We start from the raw sequence: 15,745 nt of genomic DNA, 5'->3' as shown, positions 1-15,745 counted from the left end.
TCTTTAGATGAGTTCGACGTGAATCTGGATAGCGTCGACCTCGTCATCGTCGAAGGCCCCTGTCCCATCTGTCACGGCGTGATCCGAACGGAGTGGCCGACACGCTTTGTCGCGGTCGACACTGACGCTCTTGTCGGACAGAGTTTTGACAAAGCCGCCGTGTGGGAAGTGCTTGTCGAGTGCAACTGCGGTCATGGTCACGGACGCAAACGGGAGACTGGTTGCGGCATGTCGACGAAGGTGCTGATTACCCGTGTCTGAGTCCAAGCCAGCGATTCGGCCTCTGCCGGCACCAACGAAAACAGAGGTGCTTCAGTCTCGGCGTTTAAAGCAGCAGTCGGCGATGAGTCTCCAGTCGGTGAGAAGTTCAGCGGAGCGTTGGCGGAATGCCGGTCTCGTCTCCGGCGCTCTTGCGATAGCCGGCACGATCGTCGGTGGATCTGAGCTTTTGGTCAACCTGCCGAGTGCAGCGAGAGGCATTGTCATCGCAATTGCGGGCCTGGCTTTCGCCGCCGGATTCGCGGCGATTGGGTTGGCCATTCGCGCATCGATAGGGTGGCCACGGTTTGTTGCGGCCGACTCTCCGGCAGCGCTCGAGCGTTGGGAGAGGAACGAGACGTCCACAGTTGTTCGCTGCCTCCAGTGGTCTATGTGGCTGACCGCTACTGCAGCGATTCTCGGGGTGTCAGGAGTTGGAGTCTCCGCGACACTTAGCGCGGTGCCGACTTACCTGAGCATCTCGACCGACCGAATCACGGTATGTGGGATTCTCGAGTCGTCAACGGATGAGACGTACGTCTTGGATGTCGGCAATGCACTCGTTGAGGTCCGCATCGTAGATATCGAACAGATGAGCACCGCGACAAAGTGCGCCTAGCATCCGCGCGTCCGGCTGGTATATCAACTGTCGCGGTGTGGTGAGCGGCCCGCGAGGAGCGCCCGGACCGGAGCGAAGCGAGGACCGGACGCACCGCAGCGAGCCGCTCAGCGGTGTCGCCGGCCGAAGGCCGGCCTTGAACGAGTAAGGAAAGTTCTCACAGCTCGGGACTCCGTGGTGGGCGTCACCTGTATGGACTAGCCTGTCTGGATATGAGCAGGATTGGGCTGTCGGACCTTGGCGAACTTGACCGCGACTCTGACGTGCCCTTGTATCGGCAGATCTCGGACCGCCTGCTGCGGCTGATCGAGGATGGCATTCTTATATCGGGGGACATGCTTCCGTCCGGTCCTGAGCTGTCCCGGCACTTTGCGGTCGCGCCGATGACTGTCCGCGAGGCGCTCAACTCCTTGCGGGCTGATGGACGAATTGTCTCGGAGAAGGGTCGGGGAGTCTACGTCTCTGCACCTCCGCCGCTGCGTACGGCTCTGAGGACAGTTGGGATTCACTCCACGCAGAGGCCGGCGCTCATCGGCGAGATGCCCTCCCCGCCAGACGAAGGAGACGCGGGGGACATCGGTGCGATCGACGTGAAGGTGGAGGCCTTCCCATCGGCGTCGTCGGAAGCGCGCAGTGGCTTCACGGGGCGGGTGACCCTCGAGTTCTCGCACGGTGACGGATATGCGCTCACCCGCTACGCGATCGACTGGCAGTCACCCCTCGCCGACGTGGGCGTCAACGCTGGCGACGCTTTGGAGCGCCTGCGTCTCACCCTCGAGCAGGTCGACAAAGTGAGCGAGTTCATCTCAGCTCGACCGGCCACTCCGAGAGAAGTCGCGGCGCTGTCAATCCCGCGCGATCTCCCGGTTCTGGTCACGACGCACCTGGGGTTCAGCGGCGCGGAAGAAGTCGTCAAGGCGGAGACGATTAGGGACAGCCGCTTTCCCGTGCAGCTATCTTGACAAGCCTATCTAGATAGGATCTACTTGTCGCAGGTGGACGAACCGGCACTCGCTGGTAGCAACCTATCTAGATAAGAGAAGCTAGCAAGGAGCTCAAGATGGCAATCCAGTCAGCAATCCCGGTGAACTTCGACGCGTTCTTTCCCAGCGGCGCCTTCGTCGTGGGCATCGTCGAGCCCATCGTCAAGTGGTCCGATGACGGCCAGCGTCAGGGACAAGATCTCGACAAGATCTCTGGACACCCGCTCTGGCAGGTCCGTGTCATTGATGCTGACCCCGACGCGAAGAAGGGTCAGGGCGAGGTCACTGTCAAGATCGCCAGCATTTCCGAGCCCACACTGCCGCCCGAGATGAACGGTCTGCCGTTCCGGCCGGCGGTCTTCGAGGGACTCACCGTCACTCCCTACGTCAAGGAGGGCCAGGGTCGGCCCCGCGTGGCCTTCTCGCTCCGGGCGCGAGAGATGAAGCCCGCCCCGAAGCAGCGCGGCGGCGAGTGATGGCTACCACCACGCCGCGCGGCCTGCGCACGTGGGGAGACGAGTTTGATCTCCTCTGGCGGCGCGGCTGGTGGGTGCTCGTTGTCCTTTGGGGCATGTGGTGGCTGGCCTTCATTCCAGCCGTTCAAGCGTCGTTCAGTTGGGCACTCGCCATCGTGGCGAGCCTCCTGGTCGTCTGGGTGGTGGTCACCCACAAGCGCATGCCGCGTGTCGACGCCGACAAATGGCGACGTGATGTGTCACGGAACATCGTCGCTTCGTGGCCAGACATCGCGATGCGTCTCGGGCTCTCTGCTCGCAGCATGTCCGGCGGCGTGGTCTTCGCGAGCGTGGGCTATCCGAGGTGGGAGGGGTGGACCTGTGTAGTGCAGGTCTCCATTCCCCAGGGGCTGGGTCGCGAGCACCTTCAGTTGCACACAGGCCTCCTCGCTCAGGCGTTCGGCGCGCGAGAGGCGATCGTTCAGGGGTCGCGCATCGGTGAGCTGATGCTCCGGCTCGAATACGCGGATGCTCTGGCGCAGCCTTTCAGCCTCGGCTACGGCGAACCGTGGGACGGGCGGACCGTTGTGATGGGTCGAGACAACACGGGCGCTGCGTGGCGGCTACGGCTTGGTCCGCACACCCTCGTTGCCGGCGCGTCGGGCAGTGGCAAAGCATCCCTCGTGTGGGGGCTTCTACTGGGGCTCGCGCAACCTATTCATGCCGGCGTCGTCGAGATCTGGGGGATCGACCGCAAGGGCGGCATGGAATTGGCCATGGGCCAGACCCTGCTGACCCGCTTCGCCGCCGACGCTCAGCGCTCCGTCATCCTGCTCGAGGAAGCCGTCGAGGCCATGCAAGCGCGAGCTCGAGAACTCGCTGGGCGCACACGGCAACATGTGGCCGCGCCCGGTAGCCCCACGGTCGTCATCCTGATCGATGAGCTCGCCGCCCTCACTGCGTATGAGACCGACCGCGAGCTGATGCGCCGCGCGAACTCCGCGATCGCGACGCTCGCCTCTCAGGGACGCGCTGTCGGCTTCATCGTCTTCGCATGCCTTCAGGACCCACGCAAAGAGACGCTGCCGGCTCGAGGTCTGTTCACGCAGACGGTCGGCCTTCGTCTTCGCGACGGCCTGGAGACAGCCATGGTTCTCGGCGACGGGGCGGTCGCGGCCGGTGCCCTCTGCCACAAGATCTCACCCGACTCTCCCGGTGTCGCCTACGTACTCCCAGACGGCGGCGCTCCTCCCGAGCGGGTTCGCGCCGGGCTGATCACTGACGACATGATCCGCGATGCGTCCGCCCGCTTCCCCGCACCGCGGCAGATCCCTGTCGTCATCCCAGAAACGCCCGAGGCTCCGGAACGTCCGGCCCGCGCACCGCGGCAACCCCGTCGCGCCCCACGAAAGGAAGCATCATGAACAGGTCCGCAACTCTCGTCACGGCCGCTGTCGCGGTCGTCCTCACCGCCTCTCTGTCCGGATGTGGTGTCCTCTCACCGAGCGAATCTGTCGCTTCAACGGCACCCGTCAGCTACCCGCAGCCAGCGTTCCGCACAGCTCCGTGCAACCTCGGCGAGTACTGGGACAGCACCGCGAAGGTCAAGCGGGCAGAGTTCACGGCGCCGACAGTCGACACCGACGAAATCGAGCTCTACGGGCCGATGATCGCGAACGACACGTGCTCGGATGCCGAGATCCTCAAGTGGCAAGAGCTGCGCCGCGAGCTGGGGGAGGCCGACGAGATCTGCCGGGTCGTTTGGTACGACGACTACTTCTCCGCCGTCACGTACGACATCGGCTGCGCTGTCCCTGTGGTGGTGACAGATGCCTCTCGCTGAGTCCGTCGCTCGCCGTCTGCGGAGCCCGGACTATGACCGGTGGATGGGCAACGCAGCAGCCACGGGCTACTGCCACAATCCCGTGCGGCTTGTCGGTTCGTCGACGACGCTGCACGAGCCCACTGGGGAGATTCTCGCCGACTACGCGTCGTCGCGGGAGCCGGACGGAATCACCTTCACCCGCTGCGGAAATCGTCGCGCAATCCGCTGCGCATCGTGCAGCCACGAATATAAGGGCGACACCTGGCACATGATCATGGCCGGCGCCGCGGGCGGGATGAAGGAGGTTCCTGAAGCGGTCGCAACTCATCCGATGGTGTTCCTGACGCTGACGGCGCCATCCTTTGGCGCAGTTCACACAACCGCCACTGATCGTCGCGACGGAACCTGTGAGCACGGGATGTCGAGAGGTTGTCGCTGCACCCACGCCGAAGACGACCCGCAACGCGGCGACGCCGTCTGCCCTGATTGCTACGACTACGTCGGACAGGTGGTCTGGCAGTACCACGCGCCAGAGCTCTGGCGCCGGTTCACCATCCGGCTGCGTCGGGAGCTGGCGCGCACACTCGGCGTAACTCAGCGCGCCGCTTCGCGACTTGTGCGGGTGCAATTCGCGAAGGTCGCCGAGTTCCAGCGCAGGGGAGTGGTGCACTTCCACGCCATCATTCGTCTCGACGGCGTCGACCCGGTCGATCCGTTTCCGCCGGCTCCCGCATCCGTCACGACGTCGCACCTCATCGAGGCGATCGGCGCCGCGGTGAAGAAGACCAACGTCATTGCCGCGCCGGCTCCTGGCGATGACGGGTCGCGGGAACTCCGGTGGGGCAAGCAGTTCGATGCCCGCGTGATCGTTCGCCGCGACGGACTTGACGGCTCTCTCTCCGATCGTGCCGTCGCTGCGTACATCGCCAAGTACGCGACAAAGGCAACGGAAGACCTCGACTCTGCGAGTGGCGGTCGTGCACACATCCAGCGCGTCAAGCAGACGGTGCGGCATCTCGCAAAGTTCGTGGACGCAGAGGGGCCATACGCGCAGCTGCACAAGTGGGACGGGATGCTCGGATTCCGCGGTCACTTCTCGACCAAGTCGCGCCGCTACTCCGTGACTCTCGGTGCGCTCAGGGGTGCTCGACGCGCGTGGCGTCTCAGTGCGCTGCTCGACAAAGTCAGGCCGAAGGAAGACGTCACTCCGGATGAGGTGCTGGTCATCGGCTCGTGGTCCTACGCCGGGATGGGGTGGCTCACGGACGGTGACAAGGTCCTTGCGACCGAAGCAGCTAACGCCGCGCGCGAGTGGCGCAACGACAGGGCACGTGCCCGATACCAAACCCACGAAAGGAGAACGCCATGACCATAGGAGCCACCATCGTCGCCGAAACTGGGGCGACGCCCGAGGTAGATGCCACGGGATACCTGACGCGTAGAGAGGCCGCCGCTCGATGCCGTGTGCCGCTGTCGACTTTCGACTCTCTGCGTCGGCAGAACAGGTTTCCATTTCCGGATGCGCACATGGGCAAGCACATGCTGTGGCGTTCGTCGACGGTTGACGAGTTCCTTGAGGCGGGTGGTACTCGTGGAGACGGGTGACGGCGTGGGGCGCATCGATCCGAAGACGCGTCGCGCGCTACCCGCTGGCATCCGATACCGCGAAGACCGCAAGAAGTACCAAGTGCGCGTGTGGGCTGTCGGGATGAACGGCGAGTGGCGGGAGCGCAGCTTCTACGTCGCAACACTGTCGGAGGCAAAGAAGCTCCGAGCCGAGACTCAGGCGCAGCGCTTCCCGGATGGAAGCCTGACCTTGATCGGGTGGCACGCGCGCTACTGGGCTGTCATCGCCGACAGCATCCGCCCGTCTACTTCCCGCGCCTACGAGCGGGCATGGCGTCTGAGGGTGAAGCCATGGCTGGGTCACGTCAAGCTCGAGAAGCTGACCGCCGGTGAGATCGAAGCGGCGATTGCGGAATGGTCGGGAAGTAGCTCCACTCGGATCGATGCGCTCTCTGTGCTCAGTCGACTTCTCGACGGCGCGGTGCGGGCGCGCATCGTTCCTCTGAACCAAGCTCGGCTTGCCCGTCGGCCGCGCAACGATGCTCCGAAGAGTCTGCGTTCACGAGCGCTCACGGCTTCGGAGGTGCCGTTGCTACTGGCGGCCATTGCGAGCGAGCCACATCGTCGTTACATCGCCGGTCTTGTCTATACAGGCATGCGCGCGAACGAAGCCACTGCGCTGCGTGTCGAAGACATCGATCTCGGCCAGCGAACCATTCATGTGCGGCGCTCCTTCACCATTGGGAACGACGGCAAGACACTCGAGGTGACGCCCAAGAGTCACAAAGAGCGGGCTGTGCCGATTCCTGCGGCGCTCGTCCCCTACCTGGCGGCCTCGGTGCTCGGCAAGGGTCGCAGCGACCTCGTCTTCACTGGACCTCGGGGCGGTCGGCTCAACGCGTCGAACGTGCGTCGGGCCATTGACTGGAGCGCGCTGCGCAAGGAGCTGCATCGCACTGATCTGCGGATTCACGATCTGCGCCACACGCTCGCCACGCTGCTCTTCGATGCCGGCGCCTCTGCGAACGACGTTCAGGCGATCCTCGGGCACTCGAGCATGCAGATGACTGAGCGGTACAGCCACGCCCGCTCCGACGTCGCGCAGCGCGCCGCTAATGCAATCGATTCGCTCTTCGATGAGCCTGAGCGATGAACGGCAACGAGCGTCTTGTGGCGCTGCTCGAGAACCCTGAGCTGTTCGCAATCCTCGCGAACGCCGTTGACGACTACCGCGCGACGCTGCTGGAACATCGAGACACGTTCGCTGACGGCCCGGAGACTGACTACTTTGCCCGCTCTGTCGATCAGATCGACGAACTGCGCTCTGCGCTCTGGGAATGAATCTCACGCTTTCTTGTCCGCGAACGCCGCAATCGGCGGCCTATATGCAGTGGGCGAATCCGCGCCTCACACAAGAAGGGAAAGGTCATGACAGACACTTCAGGAGCGCTGACGCGTCAGGAGCAGAGGTACTCGCCGCTGAGCGACTACTTGAGCGGCGTGAGTCCGGACCAATGCGCCGTCATGTCGTTCGCCGAGATCGAGAAGGTCATCGGCTGCCCCCTCCCGACGCATGCTCTCGAGAACGTGGACTGGTGGCGCCCCATACCGAAGACCCCTCAGGGCAGGGCGTGGTTGCGTGCCGATCGTCGCGCGGACGTCGACCTTCCCTCCGAGACCGTGACATTCGTGTTCGAGGTATTCAAGCGCGGTCAATCGCTGGACGAACTGAAGCTGATGCGGGACTACTGGCTGGCTTTAGCGCGGCGCGAGCTGGCTGCTCCTGGCAACTTCTCGAATGTGGAGCGTGGGTGGTGGGAGCCGCACCTGGTCTACCTCATCCACTTCGCTGCCGAGGCGACGTTCAAGGTAGGTCTTACTCGGATCGGCAGCACGCGCGTACACCGCTTGGCTGGCAGGCGCGGGCAACTCGTTGATTCCATCGAGGCAGCAAATCGGTGGGCTGCGCTCGTCGTAGAGCATCACGTTCTCGAGCTGGTCTGGGATGCCTGGAAGCGGCCCGATCGCTTCGCCACCGGTGATCAGGGGGAGACAGAGCGTTGGTCGGATTGGCTCGTGCCGCCGCCCCTGTCCGTGGTCCGTGATTCTCTCATCGAAGATCAAAAGTCGCCCGGCTGGGATATGAGCGTCTTCAGGAAGGAGTCGTGATGCGCGTCGAGTATGACGAGATCGTCATCATCGATCGGCTCGACCGACCCAAGAGCACGCCGACCGTCGAGCGCGCGAATGGCTTCGGCGTTCGCCTTGAGGAGCAGTGGTTCTGGTTCTCCGATCTGGAGGCGGCGTACACGTTCGGTCGCGCGGGCCGGACTTCCGTTCAGGTGCGGAGTTGGAATCTCGTAGAAGCGGCCACCGAAGCGCGGTTCGATCGCGATCTCGGCCGGGAGGTGTTCACGCTGTACGTCGTGGATCATTCCGGAGTGGAGGCAGGCTTGGGTAAAGGTCGAAAGCTCATCCGACGCTTCGCCGACGGCGCCTCCCCGCGGAGCGCACACTGGAACGCCTGAGGTCGAAGGGAGTGGATTGGATGCCCGCTGAACGTGGATGGTTCGACTTCGACGCGGTCGACTTCGTCACGAGCGACCACCACTTCGGCCACGCTCGCATCAGTGAGCTCGCCGGCCGGCCCTTTTCGACTGTCGATGAGATGGATAGCGCGCTCATCGAGCGGTGGAACTCAGTCGTTCCGACCGATGCCGTGGTGCTCCACCTCGGTGATGTCGCGCTCGGGCCGATCAACGACAGCGTGGCGTTGACCGCTCAGCTCAACGGGCGACGGCATCTGGTGCCGGGAAACCACGATCGAGTCTCGTCGGCCACGCAGTCGCGGAAAGCGATCGAGCGATTCGCGCCGATCTACGAGGCTGCGGGCTGGGTGATCCTGCCTGAGATCATCGAGGGCACACGCCGAGGCCATCGGCTCATGGCATCGCACTATCCGTACTGGGGCGACTCTCAGGAGATCGATCGGCACAGCAAGCACCGCCCGATCGATAAGGGGATCCCGCTGCTGCACGGTCACACGCATAGTCGGGATCATGGACCAGACGGAAACCAGTTCCACGTCGGCGTCGACGCCTTCGAGTTCCGCCCCGTCGCTATGGGCGTTATCGATCGGTGGCTCGGAGGCGAGCACTCGCCTACTCGGGTGGAGATTCCGAACGAGGTCGCGGCGCTGCTACATCGTCTTTACCGGCCTGAGGCGGCCGCTGCATGGCTCTGCGGCCACAACTCCCACCTGGTCGGCGCTCGTCCGATCGATCTACTCAAGTTGAACGAGATCGGCGACGTCGTCGATGCGCTCAACTCCGAGGTCCAGGGTGGAATGAGCTAAGTTCTCGCGACGCTTCGCCAAACGAGGCGAGCATCCTCCGACTGACCTCGGTCGAGCACGCTGTCGATGTACGAGATGACTTACGTTGATCTGCCCTCAGCACATTCGTGTCTTCGGTGGACATGTACTGAGTGAGACTGTCACCGCTGGAGGAAACCATGTCGATTGATCCGCTTGACCAGTTGCTTGAGGACGCTGCACCTCGGACGAGGTTCGATGCATCGGGCCGCGCTCGGCGCACGGTGGTCCGCGCTGCTCGCCGCGGGGCAGGGGTAAGGGCGCCTCGAGCGACGCGTGCTGTCACGGCGACTGGGCTGACTCTGGCCCTCCTGGGCGGCGGTGGTGCCGCTGCGTTCGCCAGCCCCGATGTGCGTGACTGGTTCTTCTCAGGCGTCCAAGATCCTTACGTGACCGTCCAGTACACGGTGCCCAGCGGCGCCGTCTGCACGGAGACGTCGGGAGACCCGATTGTCAACGACAAGGCAGCAGCCGACGCGCTACGCACCTGGTTGGCGTCCGCGGATGTGGTCTCGCTCGTCGATATCGACGCCGCGTTGGCACAGGTTCGCTCGTACGACGAGTACGACCGCTCACAGATCGGCTCCGACGATGAGTATCGCTTTGCGATGAGCATTGCCGTTGTTCTCGCGGCCCAGGCAGAGCTCGAACGGCAGGGCTTCCCGCCGGGGTCGATCGACATGTGGAAGGGCGAAGGCGAGTGTCTCGACCCGGACGCGTAGCGCGCGCTTCGGAACCCGCCCGCCGGCTGACTATCGCTCTCTCTGATGCGATGCCGGCCCTCGCGGCGTACTTCCAACGGCGCGTGGGACCCGACGATGCTCCTGATCTCCTGGGCGAGACAATGGTGGTCGCTTGGCGACGGGTCGCTGAACTCCCTGCCGACTCGGAGGGCGCTCGAATGTGGCTCTTCGGGATAGCTCGGGGCACGCTGCTGAACCATGCACGCGGTGAACGTAGGCGGCTGGCGCTCGTCGACCGTTTACGTAGCACCATGTCGCTCACCCGGGCCACAAACGGCGCGGACGAGGGCGCAGATGTGCGCGACGCGATCGATCGGCTCGACGAGAACCTCGCGGAGATCGTCAAGCTTGTGCACTGGGACGGCTTCGCACTGCCCGAAGTGGCAGACATTCTGGGTGTCCCCCTCACCGCCGTGCGTAGCAGGTATCGACGCGCACGCGACACGCTCCGTATCGCACTCAGCGTCGACTCAACGATCAATCTGAGTGAGATGAAGACGTAGCGGCCGCAACCGGGAATGTCATCGACGGTTGCCCTTTCTCCCTTCGCGAAGCACTGCGGCCGCCTGCGAAAACCCATTCAGAGAAGGAAACTACTGGTGTACGAACCGCGTCCGTCTGACCTCGAGCTGCCACCGACAGAACCCATTCACATCCCCGTACCGCCGGCGAGTCACACCTCGAGGTGATCTGCATCCCTTGCTGGGAGCGACTTCGCCCCGATAATGCGAGCCGCGTCTGGCAACACGACCTAGGAACTGCTCCAGAGCTCTAGCTGTTCCCATCCGACGGGGAACCCCATGTTCCTTTCTCGCGAGACGACCAGTGTGTCGTCCGGGGCTCTCAGCGTGATATCCAGCTTTCTCGCCTGCGTCTTGAAGCTCATGTGCCAGTTCGTGCCGGCGACGTGAGAGCGAAGCATGAAGGCGAGCACGGCGGCGTAGATGTAGACACGTTGCTGCGGCTTCGGTGAGGTCGTGAAGTCCTCGCCCACGACGTGATCGAGCAGAACGCCCTTGGTCTCGTGGCTCTTCAGCGACAGAGAGCGCTTGAATACTCGATTGAACAAGCGGGAACCGTGAGCACACGTGTTTCGGAGATCCACCATCATGCGGAGCACCGCTCCAAACGGGCGCGGGTGCTCGAAACCGAAGGACCGGGCAACCTCGCGGGCATCCTCCGTTTTCAGGAGCTCGAAAAGGAAGGGTAGCTTCCCGAAGCTCAGCGCCTCGGTGAGCGCCCAGATCGGTACCGGCTGCTCCGGGTACTTGAGGAGGTGATGAGCGATGAAGTCCTCATCCTCGGCCGCGGCCGTGATAGCGGTCTCGCACGTTTCCATCCACGCCACGAACTTCGTACCGTTCTTGGCTGGCCGACTGCACATCCGTTCGTCGAGGCAGTCGATGCGGGTGTGGGCCGAGATGTCGCGCGCCGCCAGAGTGTGAGCAATGGCCGCGCGAACGCGCACTTCAAAGTCCAACAGCCCCTCGAGGCAGACACGTGAAAGTTTGAAGTCGAAAGCCTCGAGCTGAACGACGTGATCGAAGCTGGCGCCCGCCACGTAACGGTCCGAGCGGAACTCTCGAAGCTTCGGGTTGATCTGCTCAGATGGCAGGAGTTCGCGCAGAACGTATCGGTACGCCCCCGAGCGGAAGTAGCCGACTCGAGTCAGGAACTGCAGTGCAGCTGGTTGATCCGGGACCTCGAGTCCACGCTCGACGAGCTGATCCAACAACTCGTTGCGTTCCCGGAAATCTTTGGTGTACTCCACACTCAACGTATACCGCACAATGAAAATCGCCCCCTTGAGCCGAAGCTCAGAGGGGGGCGATGTCTGATACCGCAAACGTAGCACAGCCCGCCGACAGAGGGCTGTAAAGAGTCAACAGCCCTCGCCGTGACGGGTGGTGTCCGATCTGATCCCGAACGGGGGAAGCGACGCCGGACTTACCGATCGCGCCAACTCTTGAGCCGCTCCCGGCCCATTTCCGGCCCAAGACGCTTGTCGAACTAGAGACGAGGCCATCCGACTGGGGTGTCCAGTGTAGATGCGCTCGATCAACGAGCGCTCGGAAATCAGGTCTGACCGGGCAAAATAAAAGACCCTCCTCCAGTAGAAGCCTGAAGAAGGGCCAGTGGCTCCGACGGGCGTCGATCCCGTGACCTCACGATTTTCAGTCGTGCGCTCTACCAACTGAGCTACAGAGCCGAGTGGCATCCGAAGAATGTCACTCCTGAAACGAAAGGCCCTCTCAAAGAAAGGGCCCGTCGCTCAGAGCGACCCTGACGGGACTTGAACCCGCGACCTCCGCCGTGACAGGGCGGCACGCTAACCAACTGCGCTACAGGGCCATGCGTATTAAATTATGTCGTAAGTGTGACCCCAACGGGATTCGAACCCGTGCTGCCGCCGTGAAAGGGCGGTGTCCTAGGCCGCTAAACGATGGGGCCGAGCGAACCCGGAAGTTCACGCTTACCGACGCTCAAGCATATGCAATTTTCTCCGGATCCGGAAATCGAGGGCGTGGGAGGCCTCGATCTGCCCGAGAACACGTGAGGATGAGGGGTGCTCGCCGTGCCGGCATCCGTCTCTGGTGCGAATGTGACGGGTGTTGTTAGTGTGGCTTGAGTTGCGTTCCCGACCGAAGGGCCCGAGGTGAGTGTCGACGACGGCGTGTCTGCGGAGGACTGCGGCTGCGCGCCGACGCCCCGAGAGCTTCGCGCGCTGCGTGGCCCCCTGAGTCGACGTGCGGCCATCGGCCTCGGTGTGCTGGGCGTGGGTGCGATGGGCCTCGCGTTCGGGCCGGCGGCGTTCGCCGCTGACTATCCCTCCTGGGATGACGTGCAGCGCGCCAAGTCCAACGAGGCGAGCAAAGCCGCTGAGGTGAGCCGCATCGAGGGACTCATCAACTCCCTGCAGGCCGATGTCGCCTACAAACAGGCCGAGGCCGAGCGTCTCGGCGCGGAATACGTCGCCGCGCAGGAAGCCTTCGAAGACGCCGCGTACCGCGCGACCGACCTTCAGGCTCAGGCCGACGCGGAAGCGGCCCGTGCGCAGGAGAGCGCCGGCAAGCTCGGGCGCCTGGCTGCCCAGCAGTATCGCAACGGCAGCGAAGATGCCTCGCTCGAGCTCTTCTTCTCGGGTTCTGCCGCGAGCGCCGACGACCTGCTCGCCAAGCTCGGCACGATGGACAAGCTCGTCGCGGCGAACCGGGGGATCTATGCCGACGCCGTCAGCGCGCGCGACAATGCCCAGAACCTGAGCAACCAGGCATCCGTCGCCCGTGATGAGCGCGACAAGCTGCAGAAGGAGGCCGAGGCGAAGATGGTGGCCGCGCAGGATGCCGCCACCGCCGCCCAGGCCGCTCTCGACGCGCAGACCGCGAACCTCGGTACCCTGCAGGCCCAGCTGGCGGCCCTCAAGGACACGACGGCCAAGACGATCGCCGACTATCAGGCTGGCGTTGAAGCCGAGCGCCAGGCGCGCCTCGCCCGAGAAGCGGCGGCCCGTGAAGCCGCACGCCAGGCGGCCGCAGCCGCAGCCGCCCAGGCCGCTGCCGACGCTGCAGCGGCAGCCGCGGCAGCCGCGGCAGGCGGCGGCGGTGGTGGCGGCGGAAGCAGCAGCGGTGGCACCGGCGGCCAGTCCGGCGGGAGCGGCTGGGCACGCCCGGCCTCCGGCTGGATCAGCTCGTGGTTCGGCGGTCGCGGCACGATCTGCGGCAACGGATACTGCGTGACCGACCATCGCGGAATCGACTTCGCGACGAACTGCGGCAACTCGATTTATGCCGCCGCCAGCGGACGCGTCATCTTCGCCGCCTACAGCGGCTCGTGGGGCAACTACATCAAAATCGACCACGGTGGCGGGATCGTCACCGGATATGCGCATATTCGCGCAGGTGGCTATGCGGTCGGTGTCGGCCAGTCCGTATCGGCAGGCCAGGTCATCGCATATGTCGGCAGCACCGGTGCCTCCAGCGGCTGCCACCTGCACTTCGAGGTGTATTCGGGGGGCGTCCGGATCGACCCCGCGCCGTTCCTGCGCAACCGCGGCGTCTCGGTCTGACAGCTGCCCGAAAACGAAGAAGAGCGGATGCCACGGCATCCGCTCTTCTTCGTTCACAGCTCAGAGGCTGTTGGGAGCTTCGCCCTCACCCTGGGTCTTGGTCTGACCCTCGTGCTCCTCGAAGCGGTCGAACGCCTCGCTGACGAGCCGCTCGGCCTCGGCCGCGTTCGCCCACTCGTCGACCTTGACCCACTTGCCGGGCTCGAGGTCCTTGTAGTGCTCGAAGAAGTGGTTGATCTCGCCCTTCGTCCACTCGTCGAGGTCGTCGACGTCCTGGACGTGCGCCCAGCGCGGGTCCTTCGCGAGCACGGCGACAACCTTGTCGTCGCCGCCGGCCTCGTCGCTCATCTTCAGCACGCCGACGGGGCGGACCTTCGCGAGCACGCCCGGGTACAGGTCGCGGTCGAGGAGCAGCAGCACGTCGAGCGGGTCGCCGTCTTCCCCCAGCGTGTTCTCGAAGAAGCCGTAGTTGGCCGGGTAGCCCATCGGGGTGAACAAGATGCGGTCGAGGAAGACCCGGCCGGTGCCGTGGTCGACCTCGTACTTGACGCGGCTGCCCCGCGGGATTTCGATGACGGCGTCGTACGCACCCATGGTGTTGCTCCTTCGGGAAAAGTCGTGGCGGAATGCCGTCGACCAGCCTAGTGCGCCGGGTCCCCGGGCGCCCAGGTGCCACCGGCTTGCGGACTGGCCGGTCCATATTCAGTCTCGCTGCTGACACGATGTCGCCGCACCCTCGTCCTTCCGGGGTTCAGCGGGATAAGTGGCATGCGCGCAGACTGAATACGGACCGGGGGGGGCGGGGGACAGCGGACGGCGCGGCCGAGTGAGAGGCGCAATCGCGGCGATAGCGTGGGGGCATGGAGCACCGACCAGGCCTCGATCCCGCCGTCGCCGAGATCCGCCGCGCCGTGCGGGCAGCGCTCGCCGGCGTCGACGGGCCGGTCGTGATCGGGCTTTCCGGCGGCGCCGACTCGCTCGCCCTCACCGCAGCGGTCGCCTTCGAGGCGCCGAAGCTTGGGATAGCGGCGACGGCGGTGGTCATCGATCATGGGCTGCAGTCCGGTTCCGACATCGTCGCGACGCGAGCGGTCGCCGCCGCACAGCAGCTCGGGCTCGAGGCCCGCACGGTCCGGGTCACGGTCGGCGGGGACGGCGGACTCGAGGCGGCCGCGCGTGACGCGCGTCGCACGGCTCTGCGGGATGCGGCATACACCGCTGGCGCGCGCACGATCCTGCTGGCGCACACGCTCGACGACCAGGCCGAGACGGTCCTCATCGGCCTCGCCCGCGGCTCCGGCGCCACGAGCCTGGCGGGGATGGCCCCCCTTCGCCACGACGACGACCTGGTCTGGCTGCGTCCGCTCCTGGGGGTCCGCCGCGAGGCGACCCGGGCCGCGTGTGTCGCGCAGGGGCTTCCCGCGTGGCACGACCCGCACAACCTCGATCGCCGATTCTTGCGGGTGCGGGTGCGTCAAGACGTCCTGCCGGTGCTCGAGGACGGACTCGGCCCCGGCGTCGCCGAGGCGCTGGCGCGCACCGCCGAGCAGTTGCGGGAGGATGCCGCGGCGTTCGCCGAGATGATCGACGAAACGATCGAAGACATCGTGGAGCCGGCCGAAGCGGGTATCGCCGTGTCGGTGGCGGCACTGGCGGCCAACCCCGCGGCGCTCCGGAATCGGATCATCCGGCACGTCGTCCACAGCGAATTCGGTCAGAGCCTGACCCGAGCGCAGACGATCGAAGTCGCGCGGCTGGTCACCGACTGGCGCGGGCAGGGTCCGATCGACCTGCCCGGCTGCCGTGCGTCACGCCGCGGCGCGGTGATCGAGTTCACCGCCGCGGCGTAACGCTGCG

17 protein-coding genes, 3 tRNA genes and 1 pseudogene are annotated in these 15,745 nt (G+C 64.9%); 16 read left to right on the top strand and 5 right to left on the bottom strand.

Going from position 1 to position 15,745, the window contains the following annotated elements:
- Positions 1–18 precede the first annotated feature (18 nt).
- The 14 genes and pseudogenes from Q0653_RS11165 (at position 19) to Q0653_RS11105 (ending at position 10,325) form a co-directional block, all read left to right on the top strand.
- Entirely contained in the window at positions 19–261 is a 243-nt protein-coding gene (locus Q0653_RS11165; RefSeq protein WP_298944632.1) for a hypothetical protein, read from the top strand.
- An 828-nt stretch (positions 262–1,089) separates the two neighbouring features.
- Positions 1,090–1,326, top strand: a pseudogene (locus Q0653_RS14075) (GntR family transcriptional regulator); the annotation flags it as partial.
- A gap of 90 nt (positions 1,327–1,416) precedes the next feature.
- On the top strand, positions 1,417–1,839 hold the full coding sequence (locus Q0653_RS11160; RefSeq protein WP_298944631.1) for a hypothetical protein: 423 nt from the start codon (positions 1,417–1,419) through the stop codon (positions 1,837–1,839).
- A gap of 98 nt (positions 1,840–1,937) precedes the next feature.
- Positions 1,938–2,336: a plasmid replication, integration and excision activator gene (locus Q0653_RS11155; RefSeq protein ID WP_298944630.1), complete on the top strand. Its 399-nt coding sequence runs from the start codon at positions 1,938–1,940 to the stop codon at positions 2,334–2,336.
- Entirely contained in the window at positions 2,336–3,739 is a 1,404-nt protein-coding gene (locus tag Q0653_RS11150) for an FtsK/SpoIIIE domain-containing protein (RefSeq protein WP_298944629.1), read from the top strand. Before Q0653_RS11155 ends, Q0653_RS11150 begins: the two co-directional genes overlap by 1 nt.
- Positions 3,736–4,158 (top strand): hypothetical protein, encoded by a 423-nt coding sequence (locus Q0653_RS11145; RefSeq protein ID WP_298944628.1) that lies wholly within the window; start codon positions 3,736–3,738, stop codon positions 4,156–4,158. The genes Q0653_RS11150 and Q0653_RS11145 overlap by 4 nt, the downstream gene beginning before the upstream one ends.
- Entirely contained in the window at positions 4,145–5,509 is a 1,365-nt protein-coding gene (locus tag Q0653_RS11140) for a replication initiator (RefSeq protein WP_298944627.1), read from the top strand. The genes Q0653_RS11145 and Q0653_RS11140 overlap by 14 nt, the downstream gene beginning before the upstream one ends.
- 222 nt (positions 5,510–5,731) lie before the next feature.
- Positions 5,732–6,859 (top strand): site-specific integrase, encoded by a 1,128-nt coding sequence (locus Q0653_RS11135; RefSeq protein WP_298944626.1) that lies wholly within the window; start codon positions 5,732–5,734, stop codon positions 6,857–6,859.
- Positions 6,856–7,047, top strand: coding sequence for a hypothetical protein (locus tag Q0653_RS11130; RefSeq protein ID WP_298944625.1), 192 nt, complete (start codon positions 6,856–6,858; stop codon positions 7,045–7,047). The genes Q0653_RS11135 and Q0653_RS11130 overlap by 4 nt, the downstream gene beginning before the upstream one ends.
- A gap of 183 nt (positions 7,048–7,230) precedes the next feature.
- Entirely contained in the window at positions 7,231–7,875 is a 645-nt protein-coding gene (locus Q0653_RS11125) for a hypothetical protein (protein ID WP_298944624.1), read from the top strand.
- Positions 7,875–8,234 carry a hypothetical protein gene (locus Q0653_RS11120; RefSeq protein WP_298944623.1) on the top strand — a complete coding sequence of 120 codons (360 nt, stop codon included), beginning with the start codon at positions 7,875–7,877 and terminating at the stop codon, positions 8,232–8,234. The genes Q0653_RS11125 and Q0653_RS11120 overlap by 1 nt, the downstream gene beginning before the upstream one ends.
- Positions 8,235–8,254: 20 nt before the next feature.
- Complete coding sequence (locus Q0653_RS11115) at positions 8,255–9,061, top strand: metallophosphoesterase (RefSeq protein WP_298944622.1); 807 nt, start codon at positions 8,255–8,257, stop codon at positions 9,059–9,061.
- A gap of 407 nt (positions 9,062–9,468) precedes the next feature.
- A complete protein-coding gene (locus Q0653_RS11110) occupies positions 9,469–9,801 on the top strand; it encodes a hypothetical protein (RefSeq protein WP_298944621.1) in 333 nt (110 codons plus the stop codon).
- Positions 9,802–9,851: 50 nt separating this feature from the next.
- Positions 9,852–10,325, top strand: a complete 474-nt coding sequence (locus Q0653_RS11105) for a sigma-70 family RNA polymerase sigma factor (RefSeq protein WP_298944620.1) — start codon at positions 9,852–9,854, stop codon at positions 10,323–10,325.
- 248 nt (positions 10,326–10,573) lie between these two features.
- Here Q0653_RS11105 and Q0653_RS11100 read toward each other — a convergent pair whose 3' ends face one another.
- From Q0653_RS11100 to Q0653_RS11085, 4 genes are all read right to left on the bottom strand, one after another.
- Complete coding sequence (locus Q0653_RS11100; protein ID WP_298944619.1) at positions 10,574–11,593, bottom strand: Abi family protein; 1,020 nt, start codon at positions 11,591–11,593, stop codon at positions 10,574–10,576.
- Positions 11,594–11,958: 365 nt separating this feature from the next.
- Positions 11,959–12,031, bottom strand: a tRNA-Phe gene (locus Q0653_RS11095).
- A 69-nt stretch (positions 12,032–12,100) separates the two neighbouring features.
- Positions 12,101–12,174: transfer RNA gene (locus Q0653_RS11090), tRNA-Asp, on the bottom strand.
- Positions 12,175–12,200: 26 nt separating this feature from the next.
- Positions 12,201–12,273 (bottom strand) — tRNA-Glu (locus tag Q0653_RS11085).
- Between the two features lie 205 nt (positions 12,274–12,478).
- Here Q0653_RS11085 and Q0653_RS11080 point away from each other — a divergent pair.
- The gene (locus Q0653_RS11080) at positions 12,479–13,888 is read left to right on the top strand and encodes a M23 family metallopeptidase (protein WP_298944618.1); all 1,410 of its coding nucleotides are present in this window, start codon (positions 12,479–12,481) and stop codon (positions 13,886–13,888) included.
- 60 nt (positions 13,889–13,948) lie between these two features.
- On the opposite strand, the gene Q0653_RS11075 is transcribed toward Q0653_RS11080, so the two are convergent.
- Complete coding sequence (locus tag Q0653_RS11075) at positions 13,949–14,482, bottom strand: inorganic diphosphatase (RefSeq protein ID WP_261606250.1); 534 nt, start codon at positions 14,480–14,482, stop codon at positions 13,949–13,951.
- Between the two features lie 266 nt (positions 14,483–14,748).
- Here Q0653_RS11075 and tilS point away from each other — a divergent pair, with 266 nt between their 5' ends.
- On the top strand, positions 14,749–15,738 hold the full coding sequence (gene tilS / locus Q0653_RS11070) for a tRNA lysidine(34) synthetase TilS (RefSeq protein WP_298944617.1): 990 nt from the start codon (positions 14,749–14,751) through the stop codon (positions 15,736–15,738).
- Positions 15,739–15,745: the final 7 nt, after the last annotated feature.

Origin of the sequence: uncultured Microbacterium sp., assembly GCF_947488465.1 — a bacterium.
In the GTDB taxonomy this organism is placed as follows: domain Bacteria; phylum Actinomycetota; class Actinomycetes; order Actinomycetales; family Microbacteriaceae; genus Microbacterium.
This window is presented reverse-complemented; position numbering and strand designations above follow the sequence as displayed.

Excerpts from the sequence above, each read along its gene's own strand:
- tilS (WP_298944617.1), top strand. The coding sequence starts at position 14,749 with ATGGAGCACCGACCAGGCCTCGATCCCGCCGTCGCCGAGATCCGCCGC.
- Q0653_RS11120 (WP_298944623.1), top strand. The coding sequence starts at position 7,875 with ATGCGCGTCGAGTATGACGAGATCGTCATCATCGATCGGCTCGACCGA.
- Q0653_RS11160 (WP_298944631.1), top strand. The coding sequence starts at position 1,417 with ATGCCCTCCCCGCCAGACGAAGGAGACGCGGGGGACATCGGTGCGATC.
- Q0653_RS11155 (WP_298944630.1), top strand. The coding sequence starts at position 1,938 with ATGGCAATCCAGTCAGCAATCCCGGTGAACTTCGACGCGTTCTTTCCC.
- Q0653_RS11125 (WP_298944624.1), top strand. The coding sequence starts at position 7,231 with ATGTCGTTCGCCGAGATCGAGAAGGTCATCGGCTGCCCCCTCCCGACG.
- Q0653_RS11140 (WP_298944627.1), top strand. The coding sequence starts at position 4,145 with ATGCCTCTCGCTGAGTCCGTCGCTCGCCGTCTGCGGAGCCCGGACTAT.
- Q0653_RS11150 (WP_298944629.1), top strand. The coding sequence starts at position 2,336 with ATGGCTACCACCACGCCGCGCGGCCTGCGCACGTGGGGAGACGAGTTT.
- Q0653_RS11130 (WP_298944625.1), top strand. The coding sequence starts at position 6,856 with ATGAACGGCAACGAGCGTCTTGTGGCGCTGCTCGAGAACCCTGAGCTG.
- Q0653_RS11145 (WP_298944628.1), top strand. The coding sequence starts at position 3,736 with ATGAACAGGTCCGCAACTCTCGTCACGGCCGCTGTCGCGGTCGTCCTC.
- Q0653_RS11105 (WP_298944620.1), top strand. The coding sequence starts at position 9,852 with ATGCCGGCCCTCGCGGCGTACTTCCAACGGCGCGTGGGACCCGACGAT.
- Q0653_RS11115 (WP_298944622.1), top strand. The coding sequence starts at position 8,255 with ATGCCCGCTGAACGTGGATGGTTCGACTTCGACGCGGTCGACTTCGTC.
- Q0653_RS11075 (WP_261606250.1), bottom strand. The coding sequence starts at position 14,482 with ATGGGTGCGTACGACGCCGTCATCGAAATCCCGCGGGGCAGCCGCGTC.